Annotated in this window: 21 protein-coding genes; 15 read left to right on the forward strand and 6 right to left on the reverse strand. The window is 71.7% G+C overall.

Features of this window, described 5'->3' with window-relative positions; all coding sequences use genetic code 11:
* Position 1: 1 nt before the first annotated feature.
* The 6 genes from QQG74_RS12115 to ribH all read left to right on the forward strand — a co-directional run bounded on the left by QQG74_RS12115 (position 2) and on the right by ribH (position 5,563).
* Positions 2-982, forward strand: coding sequence for a response regulator (locus tag QQG74_RS12115; protein ID WP_341720382.1), 981 nt, complete (start codon positions 2-4; stop codon positions 980-982).
* Between the two features lie 372 nt (positions 983-1,354).
* Positions 1,355-2,416 (forward strand): bifunctional diaminohydroxyphosphoribosylaminopyrimidine deaminase/5-amino-6-(5-phosphoribosylamino)uracil reductase RibD, encoded by a 1,062-nt coding sequence (gene ribD / locus QQG74_RS12120; protein ID WP_341720383.1) that lies wholly within the window; start codon positions 1,355-1,357, stop codon positions 2,414-2,416.
* Positions 2,417-2,418: 2 nt separating this feature from the next.
* Entirely contained in the window at positions 2,419-3,105 is a 687-nt protein-coding gene (locus QQG74_RS12125; RefSeq protein ID WP_341720384.1) for a riboflavin synthase, read from the forward strand.
* A complete protein-coding gene (gene pnuC / locus QQG74_RS12130; protein ID WP_341720385.1) occupies positions 3,102-3,794 on the forward strand; it encodes a nicotinamide riboside transporter PnuC in 693 nt (230 codons plus the stop codon). The genes QQG74_RS12125 and pnuC overlap by 4 nt, the downstream gene beginning before the upstream one ends.
* The gene (locus tag QQG74_RS12135; protein ID WP_341720386.1) at positions 3,791-5,059 is read left to right on the forward strand and encodes a bifunctional 3,4-dihydroxy-2-butanone-4-phosphate synthase/GTP cyclohydrolase II; all 1,269 of its coding nucleotides are present in this window, start codon (positions 3,791-3,793) and stop codon (positions 5,057-5,059) included. The genes pnuC and QQG74_RS12135 overlap by 4 nt, the downstream gene beginning before the upstream one ends.
* A gap of 3 nt (positions 5,060-5,062) precedes the next feature.
* Entirely contained in the window at positions 5,063-5,563 is a 501-nt protein-coding gene (ribH, locus tag QQG74_RS12140) for a 6,7-dimethyl-8-ribityllumazine synthase (RefSeq protein ID WP_341720387.1), read from the forward strand.
* Positions 5,564-5,612: 49 nt separating this feature from the next.
* Here ribH and QQG74_RS12145 read toward each other — a convergent pair whose 3' ends face one another.
* The 6 genes from QQG74_RS12145 to QQG74_RS12170 all read right to left on the reverse strand — a co-directional run bounded on the left by QQG74_RS12145 (position 5,613) and on the right by QQG74_RS12170 (position 10,060).
* Positions 5,613-6,230, reverse strand: a complete 618-nt coding sequence (locus QQG74_RS12145) for a hypothetical protein (RefSeq protein WP_341720388.1) — start codon at positions 6,228-6,230, stop codon at positions 5,613-5,615.
* Between the two features lie 29 nt (positions 6,231-6,259).
* Positions 6,260-6,730: an AAA family ATPase gene (locus QQG74_RS12150; RefSeq protein ID WP_341721217.1), complete on the reverse strand. Its 471-nt coding sequence runs from the start codon at positions 6,728-6,730 to the stop codon at positions 6,260-6,262.
* Positions 6,667-7,488: an AAA family ATPase gene (locus QQG74_RS12155; protein ID WP_341720389.1), complete on the reverse strand. Its 822-nt coding sequence runs from the start codon at positions 7,486-7,488 to the stop codon at positions 6,667-6,669. Before QQG74_RS12155 ends, QQG74_RS12150 begins: the two co-directional genes overlap by 64 nt.
* 120 nt (positions 7,489-7,608) lie before the next feature.
* Complete coding sequence (locus QQG74_RS12160; RefSeq protein ID WP_341720390.1) at positions 7,609-8,355, reverse strand: amino acid ABC transporter ATP-binding protein; 747 nt, start codon at positions 8,353-8,355, stop codon at positions 7,609-7,611.
* A 2-nt stretch (positions 8,356-8,357) separates the two neighbouring features.
* Complete coding sequence (locus QQG74_RS12165) at positions 8,358-9,206, reverse strand: amino acid ABC transporter permease (RefSeq protein ID WP_341720391.1); 849 nt, start codon at positions 9,204-9,206, stop codon at positions 8,358-8,360.
* A complete protein-coding gene (locus QQG74_RS12170; protein ID WP_341720392.1) occupies positions 9,203-10,060 on the reverse strand; it encodes a transporter substrate-binding domain-containing protein in 858 nt (285 codons plus the stop codon). The genes QQG74_RS12165 and QQG74_RS12170 overlap by 4 nt, the downstream gene beginning before the upstream one ends.
* A 121-nt stretch (positions 10,061-10,181) precedes the next feature.
* Here QQG74_RS12170 and QQG74_RS12175 point away from each other — a divergent pair, with 121 nt between their 5' ends.
* The 9 genes from QQG74_RS12175 to pheS all read left to right on the forward strand — a co-directional run bounded on the left by QQG74_RS12175 (position 10,182) and on the right by pheS (position 16,604).
* A complete protein-coding gene (locus QQG74_RS12175; protein WP_341721218.1) occupies positions 10,182-10,463 on the forward strand; it encodes a phosphoribosyl-ATP diphosphatase in 282 nt (93 codons plus the stop codon).
* Between the two features lie 46 nt (positions 10,464-10,509).
* The gene (hisG, locus tag QQG74_RS12180; RefSeq protein ID WP_341720393.1) at positions 10,510-11,355 is read left to right on the forward strand and encodes an ATP phosphoribosyltransferase; all 846 of its coding nucleotides are present in this window, start codon (positions 10,510-10,512) and stop codon (positions 11,353-11,355) included.
* On the forward strand, positions 11,352-12,332 hold the full coding sequence (locus tag QQG74_RS12185) for a DMT family transporter (protein ID WP_341720394.1): 981 nt from the start codon (positions 11,352-11,354) through the stop codon (positions 12,330-12,332). The genes hisG and QQG74_RS12185 overlap by 4 nt, the downstream gene beginning before the upstream one ends.
* Positions 12,329-12,844, forward strand: a complete 516-nt coding sequence (locus QQG74_RS12190) for a PH domain-containing protein (RefSeq protein WP_341720395.1) — start codon at positions 12,329-12,331, stop codon at positions 12,842-12,844. The genes QQG74_RS12185 and QQG74_RS12190 overlap by 4 nt, the downstream gene beginning before the upstream one ends.
* A gap of 319 nt (positions 12,845-13,163) precedes the next feature.
* Positions 13,164-13,817, forward strand: a complete 654-nt coding sequence (gene infC, locus QQG74_RS12195) for a translation initiation factor IF-3 (protein WP_341720396.1) — start codon at positions 13,164-13,166, stop codon at positions 13,815-13,817.
* Between the two features lie 20 nt (positions 13,818-13,837).
* Positions 13,838-14,032 carry a 50S ribosomal protein L35 gene (gene rpmI / locus QQG74_RS12200; RefSeq protein ID WP_341720397.1) on the forward strand — a complete coding sequence of 65 codons (195 nt, stop codon included), beginning with the start codon at positions 13,838-13,840 and terminating at the stop codon, positions 14,030-14,032.
* 32 nt (positions 14,033-14,064) lie between these two features.
* On the forward strand, positions 14,065-14,457 hold the full coding sequence (gene rplT, locus QQG74_RS12205; protein ID WP_341720398.1) for a 50S ribosomal protein L20: 393 nt from the start codon (positions 14,065-14,067) through the stop codon (positions 14,455-14,457).
* Between the two features lie 69 nt (positions 14,458-14,526).
* Positions 14,527-15,324, forward strand: a complete 798-nt coding sequence (locus tag QQG74_RS12210) for an RNA methyltransferase (protein ID WP_341720399.1) — start codon at positions 14,527-14,529, stop codon at positions 15,322-15,324.
* A gap of 212 nt (positions 15,325-15,536) precedes the next feature.
* Positions 15,537-16,604, forward strand: a complete 1,068-nt coding sequence (gene pheS, locus QQG74_RS12215; RefSeq protein ID WP_341720400.1) for a phenylalanine--tRNA ligase subunit alpha — start codon at positions 15,537-15,539, stop codon at positions 16,602-16,604.
* Positions 16,605-16,607: the final 3 nt, after the last annotated feature.

Raw genomic sequence — 16,607 nt, forward strand, 5'->3', positions numbered from 1 at the left:
CGTGGAGCCCACCGGCGACCGCAAGGACGTGATCCTCGTCGTCGACGACGACGAGGACATCGCCCGCTTCGTCGAGTTCAACCTACGGCTGCACGGCTTCGATGTGGTCACGGCCGGCGACGGCCAGGAGGCGCTCGACGTGATCGAGCGCCAGCGGCCCGACCTGGCCGTGGTCGACCTGATGATGCCGCGGATCGACGGCCTGGAGCTGACCAGGCGGCTGCGGGCCGACCCGATGACCGCCGCGCTGCCGGTGATCATGCTGACCGCGAAGGGGATGACCCAGGACAAGGTAAACGGGCTCAGCGCGGGCGCCGACGACTACCTGGTCAAGCCCTTCGACACCCTGGAGTTGCTGGCCCGGGTGACCTCGACCCTGCGGCGCAACAAGGAGTTCCGCGAGGTCTCCCCGCTGACCGGCCTGCCGGGCAACAGTCGCATTCGGCGGGAGATCGCCGACCGGGTCCGCAGCGGAACCGACTACGCGGTCGGCTACATCGACATCGACCGCTTCAAGAGCGTCAACGACCGGTACGGCTTCGTCCGGGGCGACGACTTCATCTCCGCGCTGGCGCGCAGCCTGCACCGGGCGGTGGTCTCGGTGGCCCTGCCGCCGGCCTTCCTCGGTCACGTGGGCGGCGACGACTTCGTCTTCGTCTGCACCCCGGAACAGGTCCTGCCGCTCACCTCGCGGGTGTCGGCCGACTTCGAGAAGGCCGCGGACGCGCTCTACGACCCGACCGACCGGGAGCGCGGCTACGTCGAGCTGAAGGACCGGCGCGGCAACATCCGCCGGGCCGCCCTGGTCACCCTCTCCATCGGGGTTTCCGTTTCCGACGCCGACAAACGCATCGCCAGCCCGCTGGAGGCGATGACGATCGCCTCCGAGATGAAGACGGTGGCCAAGAGCCAACCCGGCTCGTACGTGGCGGTGGACCGCCGCCGCGGGGTCGGTGACCCGAACCACCGTCATGTGAAGTAGCTCCCCCGGGTGGCCCAACCCCCCGGTCGACGTGTAAAACTTCCCTCAGTACCCACCACGCGCTGGCGGGACTCGGTGTAATTCCGAACCGGCGGTGATCCACGGCCCGACCGTGGTAAGCCCGCGACCCGGGAGCGGTTCGTCCGCCCGGTGGACCTGGTGAGAATCCGGGGCCGACGGTTGGGTGCGGCTCAGACCGCGCCCAGACAGTCCGGATGGGAGACAGCGCGCGGGACGGAAGGGCCGTGCGGCTCGCCGGGTTTCGGCGTGTGCGCACCGCTCACCGGGTCGGCTCTGCCGTACCCGGACTCCGCCTGCCCGTCCGCCTCCCGCCCCGCCCGCGCGAGCCGAGCGAGAGGGCAGGGCCAGGCGATGGCGAGCGTCTCCGTCGACGAGGCGATGCGGCGCGCGATCGAACTCGCGGCGCGCGGGCTCGGCACGACCAGTCCCAACCCCGTTGTCGGCTGTGTGCTGCTCGACGCCGACGGTGAGGTGGTCGGCGAGGGCTTCCACGCGTACGCCGGGGGCCCGCACGCCGAGATCGTCGCGCTGGCCCAGGCCGGTCACCGCGCCAAGGGCGGCACCGCCGTGGTCACCCTGGAACCCTGTGACCACACCGGCCGCACCGGTCCCTGTAGCCTCGCGCTGGTGCAGGCGGGCGTGGCCCGCGTCGTCATCGCGGTACCCGACCCCAACCCGGTCGCCACCGGTGGCGCCGCGACCCTGCGCGCCGCCGGCGTCCGGGTGGACGTGGGGGTACGCGGCACCGAGGCGGAGAACGGCAACGTGGCCTGGCTGACCGCCATGCGCCGGGGCTGGCCGTACGTGATCTGGAAGTACGCGGCGACGCTGGACGGGCGTTCGGCGGCGGCCGACGGCACCAGCATGTGGATCACCTCCGAGGCGGCGCGGATGGACGTGCACGCGCTGCGCGCCACCGTCGACGCGGTGGTGGTCGGCGTCGGCACGGTGCTCGCCGACGATCCCCGGCTCACGGTGCGCAACCTGCGCGACGGCAGCCTGGCCATCCGGCAACCGCTGCGGGTGGTGGTCGACTCGGCCGGGCGTACCCCGGCCGACGCCCAGGTCCGCGACGGTGCCGCCCGCACCTGGATCGCCACCGCGGCGGAGGTCGGTGCCGGGGCGGACGGCGGCGTCGACCTGCCCGCGCTGCTGGCGGCCCTGCATGCCCGGGGAGTACGGGCCGTGCTGCTGGAGGGCGGTCCCCGGCTGGCCGGGGCGTTCCTCGCCGCCGGTCTGGTCGACCGGGTCGTCGGCTATCTCGCGCCCCGGCTGCTCGGCGCCGGCCCCGCCGCGCTTGTCGACGCGGGCGTGACCACCATCGCCGAGGCGATCGACCTGGAGATCATCGACGTTACGCAGATCGGTCCGGACCTGCGGATCACCGCGTTTCCCCGCAAAAGGGAGGGCTAGGCATGTTCACCGGCATCGTCGAGGAACTGGGCGAGGTCGTCGGGGTGACCCCGACGGCGGAGGACTCGGCCCGGGTGGCCGTCCGGGGCCCGCTGGTCGCCTCCGACGCCCGGCACGGCGACTCGATCGCGGTCAACGGCGTCTGTCTGACCGTGGTCGACGTCGACGGCGGGGTGTTCACCGCCGACGTGATGGGTGAGACGCTGCGCCGCTCGGCGCTGGGTGCGCTGCGCGCCGGGGATCCGGTCAACCTGGAACGCGCCGCCGCGCTCGGCAGCCGCCTCGGCGGCCACCTGGTGCAGGGGCACGTCGACGGGGTGGGGGAGGTGCTCTCGCGCGAGCCCGCGCCGCGCTGGGAGACGGTCCGGTTCCGGCTGCCCGCCGCCCTGGCCCGGTACGTGGTGGAGAAGGGCTCGATCACCGTGGACGGGGTCTCGTTGACCGTGGCCGAGGTCGGCACCGACTGGTTCACCGTCGGTCTGATCCCGACCACGCTCTCGCTGACCACGCTTGGTACCCGGGCCGTGGGCGACCCGGTCAACCTGGAGGCCGACGTGCTGGCCAAGTACGTGGAGCGGCTGCTCGGCGCCCGCGCGGAGGCCGGCACCGCCCCGGCCGCCGGCCTCGGCAGCGCGGCCGACACCGCGTCCCCGCTGGGCGGCAGCGGACCCGGGCCGGTGCGGTCATGACCGGCGCGCTCGGCTGGCTGCTCACCGCCGAGGTGCATTTCGGCGGCTCACCGGTGCTGGTGCGGGAGATCGTCGGCAACGTCTTCGGGCTCGGCTCGGCGCTGCTCGGCCTGCGCCGGCTGGTCTGGGCCTGGCCGCTGGGCATGATCGGCAACGCGCTGCTGTTCACCGTCTTCCTCGGTGGTGCCTTCGCCACCCCGCAGGCCCACGACCTGTACGGGCAGGCCGGTCGGCAGGTCTTCTTCTTCGGGGTCAGCCTCTACGGCTGGTGGCGCTGGTCGCGTACCCGTCGGCTCGGCACCGCCGCCGACGGGGCGGCGGTCACGCCCCGCTGGGCCACCGGCACCGAGCGGCTCGGGCTGCTCGCCGCCGCGGTGGTCGGCACCGCGGTGGCGTACCCGGTGCTGGCCGCGCTGGGTTCCTGGGGCCCGCTGCCCGACGCCTGGATCCTCACCGGCAGCCTGCTGGCCACGTACGGGATGGCCCGGGGCTGGGTGGACTTCTGGCTGATCTGGATCGCGGTGGACGCCGTCGGCGTGCCGCTGCTGCTGCGCGGCGGTTTCTACCCGTCGGCGGCGATGTACCTGGGTTACGGCGCGTTCTGCGTCTGGGGCCTGGTCAGCTGGTGGCGGACCTCGCGGGCGACCCGCCCGGCGCCCGCCCCGACCTACGCGGAGGCCGTGGCATGACAGGTTCCTTCGACAGCATCGAGCAGGCGCTGGCGGACATCGCCGCCGGCCGGCCGGTGATCGTGGTCGACGACGCGGACCGGGAGAACGAAGGCGATCTGATCTTCGCCGCCGAGCTGGCCACGCCGGAGCTGCTGGCCTTCACCGTGCGGCACACCTCGGGCTTCATCTGCGTGCCGCTGCCCGAGGCCGAGTGTGACCGGCTCGACCTGCCGCCCATGCACCACACCAACCAGGACCGCCGGCAGACCGCGTACACGGTGACCGTGGACGCGCGGGAGGGGGTGAGCACCGGCATCTCCGCCGCCGACCGGGCGCACACCATCCGGCTGCTCGCCGATCCGGTCACCGGGCCGGTCGACCTGGCCCGCCCCGGGCACGTGGTGCCGCTGCGCGCCCGTTCGGGCGGGGTGCTGCGGCGGCCCGGGCACACCGAGGCGGCCGTCGACCTGACCCGGCTGGCCGGGCTGCGGCCGGCCGGCGTGCTCTGCGAGCTGGTGAACGACGACGGCACCATGATGCGGCTGCCGGACCTGGAGAAGTTCCGCGCGGAGCATTCGCTGACCCTGATCACCATCGCCGACCTGATCGCCTACCGGCGGCGTACCGAGAAGCAGGTCGAGCAGGTCGCCGACGCCCGCATGCCCACCGAGCACGGGGTGTTCCGGGCGTTGGGCTACCGCAGCGAGTTCGACTCGGCCGAGCACGTGGCGCTGGTGATGGGTGAGCTGGGCGACGGCCGCGACGTGCTGGTACGGGTGCACTCGGAGTGCCTGACCGGGGACGTCTTCGCCTCGGTGCGGTGCGACTGCGGCCCGCAGCTCAACGCGGCGCTGGAGCGGGTGGCCCGGGAGGGCCGGGGCGTGGTGCTCTACGTACGCGGGCACGAGGGGCGGGGCATCGGGCTGCTGCACAAGCTGCGCGCGTACCAGTTGCAGGACCAGGGCCGCGACACCGTCGACGCCAACCTCGACCTCGGCCTGCCGGCCGACGCGCGCGACTACGGCACCGGCGCGCAGATCCTCTACGACCTGGGGGTGCGCTCGATGCGGCTGCTGACCAACAATCCGGCCAAGCGGGCCGGGTTGGAGGGCTACGGGCTCACCATCACCGGCCGGGAGGGCCTGCCGGTACGCCCACACCCGGAGAACATGCGCTATCTGCGTACCAAGCGGGACCGGATGGGGCACCTGTTGGATCAACTGGACGAGACGACCGAGGCCCCGATGGGTCGTCCCGTCCCCGGCGACGAGATCGGAGCATAGGCGATGGCGGGTTTCGGTGAGCCGGGCACGGCCCCGGTCGACGCGGCCGGGATGACCGTGGGTGTGGTCGCGGCGCGCTGGCACGGCGAGCTGACCGACCACATGCTGGATCGGGCGGTGGCCGCCGCGCAGGCGTGCGGCGCGCGGACCGTGGTGGCCCGGGTGGCCGGTTCGGTCGAGCTGCCCGTGGTGGCGCAGGCCCTGGCCCGCCGCTGCGACGTGGTGGTCGCGCTCGGCGTGGTGATCCGTGGCGCGACCGCGCACTTCGACTACGTCTGCCGCTCGGTCACCGACGGCCTGACCCGCATCGCCCTCGACGAGGGCAAACCGGTGGCCCACGGGGTGCTCACCGTCGACACCATCGAGCAGGCGCGCGACCGTGCCGGCCTGCCCGACTCCAGCGAGGACAAGGGCTGGGCCGCCACCGTCGCCGCCCTGGACGCCGCCCTGGCCATCCGGCAGGTCGCCACCTCCGCCAACCAGCGTGTGGGCTTCGGCGCCTGACGCGGCCTCGGCTAGGACGTAGGTGGAGGGGTGGTGGTCGAGGCTGTCGCTACAGTTCTTTGATCTTGTCGAGGAAGGCGGCCCAACTGTCGCTGCGGGCGAACCAGGGCGGCGCGAGCTGCCCCAGTTCCACGATCTTCTCCGCGATGGCGGCGCTGTCTGCCTCCGTGTATGTCTGGAATGACGGCCGTGCCCCCACAGGGGTGACCGGCTTCTTGAGTTCTTCCTTGGCGTTGCGAATCTTGCCGATGTCGCGTCCGGCGAACTGGTCCGGCCTACGCCAAGTCGGCCGGACTGCTGCGACGGCATCAGGGAACAGGAACCACCATGTCTCCATCTCCCAGGCCGGCACGACGGCGAGCACTGGCCACCGTAGCGATCGGTAGCTGTTCTCGATCTTTGTGATCAGGGCCTCGTGCGCCGGTTCCACCTCGTCGGCGTCCTCGTGCATGAGTACCGCGCGGATGCGGGTCGTCACGTCAACGGCGCGCAGAAGGGCACCAACTTTGGTCGCTTGAGTCGGTAGCCGCTGTGGCGGTATGTTGCGGACCAACGCCATGGGCTTGCGGAGCGGTTTCAACGCTCCACGAGGGATGTCTGGACGCAGCGCGGCAACCAGCGTCTGGATAGCTTTCCGGTCATTGTCGTCTTCGCCGAGGATCACCACGATTGGGCGTTGCTCTCCGCGTCTGCCCGTCATTCCGGGCAACCTCCAAGGGCACCGGAGAACCAGAGTTCGCCCAGCCCGAGTTCGCCGTGAAGCTCCCGCTCCATTGCCTTGACGGTCGCTGGGGCGATAGCGGGTATCCGGGACGCTGCGTCTTCACCTCGTTCGCACACGATGAGTTCGTCAGGCGTGAGTCGGTTCACCAGGGCGGGGGAATGGGTGGCGATGAGAAATTGGGTGCGGCCAGACGCCTCCCGCAACAGCTCGACGAGCCGGTCGAGAATGTGCGGATGCAGGCCATGGTCGATCTCTTCGATGCAGGTCAACCGGGGTGGAGACGGATCGTAGAGGAGCGCGAGGAGCGCGAGCGCGCGGATCGAGCCGTACGACGCCTCCTGCAACGTGGTCGCCCCGACCAAGCCCTGTTCGACAAGCGTCAGTACAGTGCCCTCGCCGGCCCCGCCGATTGCGGTGAACTCCAGACGTTCCAGACCGGGGATGAACCGGCGCGCGTCGCGCTGTAACGCGTCGAACCGGTCGGCGTGCGAGTGGGCGAGTGGGCGAGGAACGCGAGAAACGCGGCGAGGTTGCTGCCGTCATTGCGCAGGCGTTCGCTTGTCGGCTCGTGCGAGGGCCGGCGTGCGGCGGGCACGTCTACGTCGAATACCCGGAAGCTGGCGAAAAGGTTCGCCAGCGCTTCGACCTGCTCGCCCCCGTCCTCGGGGCTCAGCTTCGGCAGGGTCGACAGGCCGAGGGAGCCTTCCCGCAAGCTTGCGGTGTCCTGCCCGCCCTCTGGCTTGTGGAAGGTGATCTGTCCGCCCTTGACGGTGATCCGACGGCCCGGGCCGGCGGTCCTCTTGAAGGCGAAGCTCTCCGCCCGACTCAGGAAATACCGCTCCTTCTCACTGCGCCCTGAACTCATCCTGCGTGAGGAGAACTCCAAGGTGTAGGTGTCGGTGGCACTTGGCGAGCTGTTCCTCGTCACGGCGGCCTCGACCTCGATGCTGACCGGCGTCCTGGCGCCCTTGGTCCCCCGGAACGCCACCCGGTCGAAGCCTGCGCGACGATCGAGCGCCGGGGCGAGGTCATCGCGGGTGGCGTCACCCAGAAACGCGATCACGTCGAGAAAGTTGGATTTGCCCGCGCCGTTGGGGCCGACGAGAACGTTCACGGCATTGAGATGCACCTCGACATCGCGCAGACTCCGGTAGTTGAGAACCTTCAACCGGAGCAGATACGGGGGACGTCGGACAGCCACGGCCGAAGCGTACCTGGTTGATCAGCCTCGGGAAGTGCGGCGCGCGACCCCCGGAAGCATCCTCAGCCTCGGGTTCCGCATCGGCCTGCCTTGATCTGGTTCTGGCTCGGCAGCCGCCGGTCAGAGGCGGCCGGCTTCGAGGAGGCGGGATAGGAATTGGCGGGTGCGGGGGTGGGTGGGGGTGCTGAAGAGGTGGGCTGGGGGAGCGGATTCGATTACCTGGCCGGCGTCCAGGAAGTAGATCTGGTCGGCGACGTCGCGGGCGAAGCTCATCTCGTGGGTGGCCAGGAGCATCGTCATGCCGTCGTCCTTGAGGTCGCGGATCATGGTGAGGACCTCGCCGACCAGTTCCGGGTCCAGCGCCGAGGTGACCTCGTCGAGCAGCAGCAGGCGGGGGGAGTTCGCCAGCGCCCGGACGATCGCCACCCGCTGCTGCTGGCCGCCGGAGAGCCGGTCCGGGTAGGCGTCCGCCTTCGCGGCCAACCCGACCCGGTCGAGCAGTTCCCGGGCCTGCGCCTCGGCCTCGGCCTTGGCGCGTCGGTGCACCCGGCGCGGGGCGAGGGTGATGTTGTCCAGCACGCTCAGATGCGGGAAGAGGTTGTACGACTGGAAGACCATCCCGATCCGGCGGCGTACCGTGTCGGGGTCGACGCCGGGCGCGGAGATCTCCTCGCCGTCCAGCTCGATCGTCCCGTCGTGCAGTTCCTCAAGCAGGTTGACGCAACGCAGCAGGGTCGACTTGCCGGAGCCGGAGGCCCCGATCAGCGCCACCACCTGGTGTTCGGCCACGGTCAGGTCGAGTGAGTCGAGGACGACCTGACCGCCGAACTGCTTGCGCAGCCCGCGACAACGCAGCACCGCGTCCATGATCAGCCTCCGGACTGGCGTCGGGCCGCCCGCAGCGTCACCCGGTCGGTGACCGCGATCAGCGGGATGGCGAGCAGGACGAAGAGCACCCCGGCCACGATGTACGGCGTGTAGTTGAACGTCTGTGCGGTGGCGATCTGCGCCGCCCGGACCGCGTCGATCGGCCCGGCCAGGGCCACCAGGCCGACGTCCTTCTGCAACGCCACGATGTCGTTGAGCAGCGGCGGGGCCACCCGGCGGACGGCCTGCGGCAGCACCACGTGCCGCATGGTCTGCCGGTAGGTCAGCCCCAGCGACCGGGCCGCCGCGAGCTGGCTGGGGTGTACCGCCTCGATACCGGCGCGGAACACCTCGGCGAGGTAGCCGCTGTAGGTGAGCACCAGCGCCGCCCCGCCCAGCACCAGCACCGAGGGCATGCCCTGTAACCGCAGGCCGGGGGCGCCGAGGGTGAGCACGTAGAGCACGATGATCAGCGGCAGACCCCGGAAGACGTACGTGTAGCTGGTGGCCAGGGCCCGGATCGGGAAGAAGACCGGCCCGCGCAGCGTACGCAGGATCGCGATCAGCAGGCCGAGCAGCAGTGCGGCGATGGCGCAGCAGACCAGCAACCGGACGTTGAGCCAGAGCCCGGTCAGCACCTGGGGCAGCGCCTCCCGGGCGATCTGCGGGTCGAGGAAGGTCTGGCGTACCCGCTGCCAGCCCGGCGCCCCGGTCACCGCGATCGCCAGCAGCGTGCCGAGCGCCGCCGTGGAGGCGGCGGCGACCAGCACGCTCAGCACGCTCTGCCGGCGACGGTACGCGTCCCTCGCCCGCTGGGCGGGCGAGGGATCGTGGTGCAGGGTCGTGCTCACGTGAGTTCAGGGGCTCCGGCGGTCTGGGTGAGCCACTGCTGCTCCAGCTGCTTGAACGTCCCGTCCGCGAAGAGCTGCCCCACCGCCCCGCTGACGCAGCCGGTGAGCGGCGAGTCCTTGTCCAGCAGCAGGCCGAACGCCTCCGGCGCGCCCACCTGGGGCAGCTGCCCGACGATCACCGCGTCGTCGATCTCGGCGGAGGTGATGTAGAAGGCGGTGGGCAGGTCCACCACCAGACCGTCGAGCTGGCCGTTTTGCAGGGCCTTCTTGGCGTCGTCGTTGCTGTTGTAGACCTGCGCCTTGACCGTCGGCTTGATCAGGTTGGTGATCGCCTGGTAGCTGGTCGTGCCGACCTGGGCACCGAGTTTGGCGTTCTTCAGGTCGGCAAGCGTGGTCTTGCCGGCGATCTTGGAGGACTTCAGCGCGATGACCGTCTGCCGCACCAGGTAGTACGGCGCGGAGAAGTCGACCGCCTGCTTGCGCTCCTCGGTGATGGAGAACTGGTTGATGTCGAAGTCGAACTCCTTCGGTCCGGGCGCGATGGCGGCGTCGAACCTGACCCGGGTCCAGACGACCTCGTCGCGGGTGTAGCCGAGCTTCTCGGCCACCGCGTAGGCGACCGCGGACTCGAAGCCCTTGCCGTTGTCGGGTTTGTCGTCGACGAACCACGGCTGGTACGCCGGCTCGTCGGTGGCGATGGTGAGCTTGCCCGGTGTCCGGGTGGGCAGGCTCTCCTTGGCGCAGACCGACACGGTGGGCATCGGCGCGGGGGTGGCCTGCGGGGCGCAGGCGGCGACGGCGAGCAGGACCGTCCCGGCGGTGGCGAGGGTGCGGATTCGTGAGGTGCTGACCATGGCGGACAGCGTACGGCCAGCATCGGCGGACGTCGAAGAGGTGTCCCACCATGTCAGTAGGGAATGCCGGTCCCGGCCACCGGTCACCGCCGGACCCGGTGCGTGCCGCGACCGAGGGCGACTGCGAGAATGCGTCTCCGTGAAGACGTTCGAGGAGTTGTTCGCCGAGCTGCAGGCCAAGGCCGCCGCCGGCACCCCCGGCTCGGGCACGGTCGCCGCGCTGGAGAAGGGGGTGCACTTCATCGGCAAGAAGGTGGTCGAGGAGGCTGCCGAGTCGTGGATGGCCGCCGAGCACGAGGGGCCCGAGCGCACCGCCGAGGAGATCTCCCAGCTGCTCTACCAGGTCCAGGTGCTGATGCTCGCAAGCGGCCTCGAGCTGAAGGACGTCTACCGACATCTCTGAGTGCCCCGCCGTCGAGCTGAGAAACCGATCGAAGGAGCACTCCGTCATGCTGCGTGTCGCCGTACCCAACAAGGGCGCCCTGGCCTCCTCGGCCGCCGAGATGCTGCGCGAGGCGGGCTACCGCCAGCGCACCGACCCGAAGGACCTGGTCTGCCGGGACGAGGCCAACGACCTCGAATTCTTCTACCTGCGGCCGAAGGACATCGCCACCTACGTCGGCTCCGGTGACCTGGACGTCGGCATCACCGGCCGGGACCTGCTGATCGACTCCGGGGCGCCGGCCGAGGAGGTGGTAGACCTAAACTTCGGCCGGGCCACCTTCCGCTTCGCCGCCCGCCCGGACGACGTCGACGACGTCCGGCAGCTGGGCGGGCACCGGATCGCCACCGCGTACCCGGGGCTGGTCGAGCGGTACCTGGCCGAGCTGGATGTCAAGGCGGAGGTGATCCGCCTCGACGGCGCGGTGGAGAACGCCATCCGGCTCGGCGTGGCCGACGTGGTCGCCGACGTGGTCGAGACCGGTGCCACCCTGCGCCAGGCCGGTCTGGTGGTCTTCGGCGAGCCGCTGCTGCGCTCGTCGGCGGTGCTGGTCCGGCGTACCGGCGCGCAGCCCCACCCGCAGGCGGAGCAGCTGCTGCGCCGGCTGCACGGGGTGCTGGTGGCCCGCCGGTACGTGATGCTCGCCTACGACGTGCCGGCCGGTCTGCTGGATCGGGCCAGCTCGCTGACCCCCGGCATCGAGTCGCCGACGGTCTCCCCGCTGCACCGCGAGGGTTGGGTGGCGGTGCAGGCGATGGTGCTCCGCGACGACGTGCACCGGATCATGGACGAGCTCTACGAGCTGGGCGCGCGGGCGATCCTGGTCACGAACATCCACGCCTGCCGGCTGTGAGGCCGCAGCCGGCGGCGGTCGCGCTCACCCTGGTCGCCCTCGGTGGTGCCGCCTCGGCGGCGCAGGCCGCGGTAAACGCCGAACTCGGGCAGCAGGTCGGTCACGCCACCCTGGGCGCGGTGGTCAACAACCTCGGCGGGACCCTGCTGGTCCTGCTCGGGCTGTTGGTGCTGCCGTCGATGCGGTCCGGGCTGGCCGCCCTGCGCCGGGCCCGGCTGCCGTGGTGGTCGTACCTGGGCGGGTTGGGTGGGGCGGCGATCGTGCTGCTCGCCGCGTACGCCGTTCCGGTGGTCGGGGTCGCGGTCTTCACCATCGCCCAGGTCGCCGGCAACGGCCTGGGCGGGTTGGCGTCGGACCGGGCGGGTCTCGCCCCGGTGGGCCGGCTGCCGCTGAGCCTGCCCCGGGTGACCGGGGCGCTGCTCGGCATCGCCGCGGTGGGCCTGGCCCAGCTCGGCCAGCCCGTCGGGGACCTGGCGGTCGGCGTGCTCCTGCTGGTGGTGGCCGGCGGGGTCGGGGTGGCGGTGCAGGCCGCGCTCAACGGCCGGATCTCCGCCGCCAGTTCGGCCGCCGCCGGGGTCGCGGTCAACTTCGCCGTCGCTACGCCTGTGGTGCTGCTCGTCGCGGCGTTGGCCGGCGCCTTCACCGGCCCGCCGGTGAGCTGGCCGACCGGTTGGCACCTGTACCTCGGCGGGGCGCTCGGCGTCGGCATCGTCGCCAGCCTGGTGGTGGGGGTACGCGCGGCAGGTGTGCTGCGTACCGGCCTTGCCCTGGTCGGCGGGCAGCTCGCCGGGGCGCTGCTGCTGGACGTGCTGCTGCCGCAGGGTCCGGGCGTCCGGCTGCCGGTGCTGTTCGGCGCGTTGCTGACGCTGCTCGCGGTGCTGGTCGCCGGCCGCCGCCCACGATCGGCCCGGTCGGGCGCCGACCCGCGTGTGGCGGCGGCGGATGCGCCGGCCGGGGATGAGAGACTGGTGCCATGAGCGAGCGGCAGGAGGCAGCGCGGCACCCCGACGGCCCGGCGGACGGCACCGACGTGGTGCGGCTGCGGCCCCGGCGCATCCGGCTGGTCTGCTGGAGCTCGGCGGTCGTGGTGGTGGTGCTGTTCAGCGTGATCGCCACCACGCTCACCGGTCCCACCGGCAACGGCTACGGCACGTTCCAGCGCGGCGACCAGTTCGCCATGATCGGGCTGGGCGTCCTGTTCGCCCTCGGTGCCCTGCTCTTCACCCGGCCCCGGGTCGAGGCGGACGCCCGGGGCATCCGGGTCCGCAACATCATCGGCTCGTACGAGCTGCCCTGGGAGGTCGTCCGGGGGGTCCGGTTCGACCGGGGCGCGCCGTGGGCCGCCCTGGAGCTGTACGACGACGACCTGCTGCCGATGGTGGCCCTCCAGGCGGCCGACAAGCAGCTCGCCGTCGACGGGGTGCGCGCCCTGCGCCGGCTGCACCAGACGCACCTGGCCACGCTCGCCGAGCGCGCCGCGCGCCGCTGACCCGCGCCCCGGTTTGGGGCGCGACTCACCGAGGGTGTAGTGTTGTCGAGTCGACCAGGCTGTCCGCATGCGCGGGCGGCCATGAAAGTGGAGCGCCTGCTCCCACCCGAGTCGCCGCCTTCGGTGGCCGGGTCCGGTCCCCGGTTCCGGGCACGTCCCGGTTCCGGATGCGCGATCATGTGATCGTGCCGACCGGTCGAGCAGGCCCTGGCATGCGCCGGGGCCTTCTGCTTTCCGGGCTGGTTCCCACCGGGGGCCGCGCGGGTCGGCCACGCATGAAGAACCGACTCGAGGAGGCCCCATCAGCGTCGAACCACGCGTGAACGAGCAGATCCGGGCACGTGAGGTCCGACTGGTCGGCCCCGAGGGTGAGCAGGTGGGCATCGTCCCACTGGAGCGCGCCCTTCAGCTGGCCGCGGACGTCGATCTGGACCTGGTCGAGGTTGCGCCGATGGCGCGCCCGCCGGTGTGCAAGCTCATGGACTTCGGCAAGTTCAAGTACGAGAGCGCACTGAAGGCGCGCGAAGCGCGGCGTAACCAGCAGCAGACCGTCATCAAGGAAATGAAGCTCCGGCCGAAGATCGATCCGCACGACTACGAGACCAAGAAGGGTCACGTGGTGCGGTTCCTGAAGGCCGGCGACAAGGTCAAGGTGACGATCATGTTCCGCGGTCGCGAACAGAGCCGTCCGGAGCTGGGTTACCGGCTCCTGCGCCGGCTCGAGTCGGAGATCACGGAACTGGGATACGTCGAGTCCGCTCCGAAGCAGGACGGCCGAAACATGATCATGGTTCTCGCTCCGCATCGGGCCGTGAAAGCCTCTGCGGTCGCCGCCACGGCGTCCCGAGGTGGACCCCGGGAGCGGACCGCGGAGGAGCAGCCCGCCACCGCGGCGGCCGGCGAGCCCGCGGCGGCCGGTGAGAGCGCAGCAGCCGGCGAGTCCGGCACGACCGCTGACACCAGCGGCCAGTAACAGGGGAGAAGACGTTCCACATGCCGAAGATGAAGAGCCACACGGGTACGGGCAAGCGGGTCCGGGTCACCGGCAAGGGCAAGCTCATGAAGGAGCAGGCCAACAAGCGCCACCTCCTGGAGAAGAAGTCCTCCACCCGCACCCGCCGGCTGACGGGCGTGGTCGAGGTCGCCAAGGCCGACGTCAAGCGCATCAAGAAGCTGCTCGGCCGCTGACGCGCGCCACCTGAGCCCAAGAAGGAGTTGAGATGGCACGCGTCAAGCGGGCTGTGAACGCCCAGAAGAAGCGCCGTACCCTGCTGGAGACCGCGAGCGGTTACCGCGGCCAGCGCTCCCGGCTGTACCGCAAGGCCAAGGAGCAGGTGCTGCACTCGATGCAGTACGCCTACCGGGACCGTCGCGACCGCAAGGGCGACTTCCGGCAGTTGTGGATCCAGCGGATCAACGCGGGTGCCCGCGCCAACGGGATGACCTACAACCGCCTGATCCAGGGCATGCGCCTGGCCGGCATCGAGGTCGACCGCAAGATCCTGGCCGACCTGGCCGTCAACGACGCCGCCGCGTTCGCGGCGATCGTCGAGCTGGCCCGGGCCGCGGTCCAGGCCGAGGGCACCGGCGGCGCGGCGGCCCAGGCCGCCTGATCCCCGCACAACGCGCCGAGGCGTCCCTCCTGAGACGGGGGACGCCTCGCGCTGTGTGGTGAGGACACCATGCCCTTCACACCGCGTACGCCCCGGGTGGTCGCCGCCCGCCGCCTGCACCGTCGGCGCGAGCGCGACGCCACCGGCCGGTTCCTGGCCGAGGGACCGCAGGCGGTCCGCGAGGCGCTGACCCGCCCGGACACCGTGGTCGAACTCTTCGGCACCCCCGAGGCCCTGGACCGGTACGCCGACCTGGCGGCAGCCGCCGCCGGTGCCGACGTACCCGTCTCCGAGGTGACCGACGAGGCGCTCGCGGCCCTCGCCGAGACCGTCGCCCCGCAGGGTCTGGTCGCCGTCTGCCGGCACCTCGACGTGCCCCTGGCCGCCGCGTTGGCCCGCGCCCCACGGCTGGTCGCCGTGCTGGCCGGGATTCGGGACCCGGGCAACGCCGGCACCGTGCTGCGCACCGCGGACGCGGCCGGCGCCGCCGTGGTGGTCTTCGCCGGGGAGGCGGTCGACCCGTACAACGGCAAGTGCGTACGCTCCTCGGCTGGCAGCCTGTTCCACGTCGACGTGGTCCGTGAGCGCGAGCCGGCGGCCGTGGTGGCCGCCGTGCGTGCCGCGGGCCTGGCCGTGCTCGCCGCCACCGGGTACGGCGAGGACGACCTCGACGACCTGGCCGACGCCGGCCGGCTCGCCACGCCCACCGCCTGGCTGTTCGGCTCGGAGGCGCACGGCCTTCCCGACAACCTGGTCAAGGCTGCGGACCACCGGGTCCGGGTGCCGTTGCACGGGCGGGCCGAGAGCCTGAACCTGGCTGCGGCTGCCGCCGTCTGCCTGTACGCTTCAGCGAGAGCGCAGCGCTGACCTGAGGTCAGGCGCAGAGCACTGAGGAGAACGGCCCCCATGGTGAACGCAGTACGGCGTTCGTTTAGCCAGCCCGCCGGTGTCGGCGGGCGGCGGGACTGACCTGCTCTCCGCACAACTCCCACCGGCGGGCTGCGGCACAGCCGCGCGTCCGTAGACTCGCTTCGCCGCCCGAGAGGGCTGGCGCCGCCGTGAGGGAGTGCCCGTACGCCATGAGCTACCGCAACGATCCGTACGACCCGAAGCAGGTCGCCCTGCTCGACCCGGCCGCCCTGGCCGAGGCCGTGACCGAGGCCGAGAAGGCGTTCGCCGCCGCCGGTGACCCCGACGCGCTTACCGCGGTGCGTCCGGCGCACCTCGGCGACCGGGCCCCGGTCGCGCTGGCCCGCCGGGAGATCGGCGCGCTGCCGCCGGCCGCCAAGGCCGACGCCGGCAAGCGGGTAAACGAGGCCCGCCGCGCCATCGAGCAGGCGTACGCCGCCCGTGCCGAGGTCCTGGAGCGCGAGCAGGCCGAGCGGGTGCTGGTGGAGGAGCGCGTCGACGTGACGCTGCCCTACGACCGGCGACCGCGCGGCGCCCGGCACCCGATCACGGTGCTGATGGAGCAGATCAGCGACCTGTTCATCGGGATGGGTTACGAGGTGGCCGAGGGGCCCGAGGTCGAACTGGAGTGGACCAACTTCGACGCGCTGAACATCCCGCCGGACCACCCGGCGCGCGGGCTGATGGACACCTTCCACATCGCGCCCGAGGAGTCGGGGCTGGTGCTGCGTACCCACACCTCGCCGGTGCAGGCACGCACCATGCTGGCCCGCAAGCCGCCGATCTACGTGGTGGTGCCGGGGCGGGTCTACCGCACCGACGAGTTGGACGCCACCCACGCGCCGGTCTTCCACCAGGTCGAAGGGCTGGTGGTGGACCGGGGCATCACGATGGCGCACCTGCGCGGCACGCTTGACCACTTCGCGCGGGCGATGTTCGGCGAGGGCGCGCGGACCCGCTTCCGGCCGCACTACTTCCCCTTCACCGAGCCGTCGGCCGAGTTCGACGTCTGGTTCCCGGAGCACCGCGACGGGCCGCGCTGGGTGGAGTGGGGCGGCTGCGGCATGGTGAACCCGCGGGTGCTGCGCGCCTGCGGCATCGACCCGGAGGTCTACTCCGGCTTCGCCTTCGGTATGGGCATCGACCGGACGGTGATGTTCCGGCACGGGGTCAGCGACATGCGCGACATGGCCGAGGGGGACGTGCGGTTCACCCGCGCGTTCGGGGCCGGGGTGTAGGGC

It is taken from the genome of Micromonospora sp. FIMYZ51 (assembly GCF_038246755.1).
GTDB lineage: Bacteria > Actinomycetota > Actinomycetes > Mycobacteriales > Micromonosporaceae > Micromonospora.